At 66.7% G+C, this 1,775-nt stretch carries 1 protein-coding gene; it reads right to left on the bottom strand.

The annotated features are described in order from the left end of the window. Positions 1-159 precede the first annotated feature (159 nt). Positions 160-1,707, bottom strand: coding sequence for an IS1182 family transposase (locus tag ACJH7A_RS30380; protein ID WP_061009594.1), 1,548 nt, complete (start codon positions 1,705-1,707; stop codon positions 160-162). Positions 1,708-1,775 lie beyond the last annotated feature (68 nt).

The raw sequence follows: 1,775 nt of genomic DNA, 5'->3' as shown, positions 1-1,775 counted from the left end.
CTAGGAGCCTGCTGAATAAGGCGGTTTTGGGGCGGGGTGCCTCAAGGCGCTCTGTGGCGCGTGTGTGTTGTGAGTCAGACCCGAGGGTCGACAATTCGAGGGTCACCCCGCCGCATTGAGCGTGGCATCTGGTGCCGCGGGTGGCAATGCCCGGTCGTGTCAGGCGATGGCCCAGTGGGTGCCGGTGTGGGTCAGGCCGAGGGTGATCAGCCGGCGCAAGTTGAGGGCGGCGGCGCGGTGGTGCAGCCAGTGGTCGTTTTTGATGGCGCCGCGGTAGCGGACTTTGCGGTTGCCGCGGGTCAGCCAGGCGATGGAGCGTTCCACCATGGGCCGGTGTTGGCGGTACTCGTCCCGCCACCGGGGAGTGCGCGCTGCTGCGCGGGCGGCACGTAGCAGCGGTTCATGCTCGCTGATAGTGAGGTTGCGTCCCCGTGACGCGGTGGTGCACTGGGCCCGTAATGGGCAAGTGCGGCAATGCTTCTCAAATCTCGCGCCACCTTTAGGTGCGATATTGACGGTGTGCCCAGCCGGGCAGGTCACGGTGCGGGCATCGAAATCGATAGCGAAGTCATCGCTGGTGAACCCGCCGGGCACCGGGGCCCGCAACGGCAGCGGTTTGATCACCGCGACATGCTTGAGTTCGGCGAGGGTGGCGCGGGCCGCGCCGGTGCCGTAGGCCGAATCACCGAGCACCCGCACCCCGGCCGGCTCCTCCTGCAGCAGGGCCAGCCCGACGACGGCTTCGTGGTTATCCGGGCCACTGGCTTTGGTCAGAGCGCAGTCGGTGATGATCCCGGTATCGGGTTCGATCGCGATATGGGCCTTGAAGCCGTCCTGCCGCCGGTGCACCGTCTTATGGGCGTGGCGGGCATCAGGATCCACGGTCGAGACGACCCGATCCGGAGCAACGTTCTGGGCGATGCGCCACTGCCCGTCGGTGCCATCAGAGCCTTCGACCGGTTCGACATCCTGCCCGGCGATCAACGCCAACAGCGCCACCGCCTCAGCGGCCCGCGGTCCCAGCTCCTGCTCGGGCAGATGCCCCAGGACCCGATGCGCGTCAGTAACCAGGGCGTCGATGAGCTGATCGCGGGCAGCCTTGTCGTTCCAGGCGATCGCCGGCTTACCCGGGTCGTGGTAATTGTGTGCCGTGCAATGAGTCTCGATCACCTCGGCGGCGCCGGGGACGTCGCGGCCCACGCGGCGGATCGCGGCGATCAACTGGGTCACGGTGTCCTGGGTGGCCACCGCGTCATCGAGGACCGTGGAATCCAATGCCCGCCGAGTCTTGCCCGCCAGTACCGCGGTCTGCGCGACCACCGTTCTGACCGCCTCGAAGATCCGGTTAGGGCGATCAGAGGCCGCCAGCCGGCGCCGCCAGTACGTCAGCGTGGTGGAGTGAAACGCCGGCGCGGTGACCGGCAGCCCGCACGCGGCTTTCCACCGCAGATCGAAGGTGACCGCATCCACCGTCTCGTTGTCGGAGAGCCCGTGCAGGGCCTGCAGCGTGATCACCGAGGCCATCACCTCGGCCGGCACGCTGGGTCGCCCCCGCCGTGACGGGAACAGATCAGCGAACATCTCCTCCGGGAACAGCTCGTGGCGATGAGCGGCCAGGAACGCAAACACGCTGTCGGGCTTCAGAAGATGCCCGGCAACCGATTCGGCATCCAACAACTCACGCTGATCATCAGAGCGACCCTGCACCCACCAATTATCAGCGAAATCCCAGGTCAACCCCGGCCGCCACACCGATTAATTCAGCAGACTCCTAG

Source organism: Mycobacterium sp. SMC-17 (assembly GCF_045310915.1).
Lineage (GTDB): Bacteria > Actinomycetota > Actinomycetes > Mycobacteriales > Mycobacteriaceae > Mycobacterium.
The sequence above is the reverse complement of the archived record's forward strand: the minus strand, read 5'-3'. Positions and strand labels throughout refer to the sequence as shown.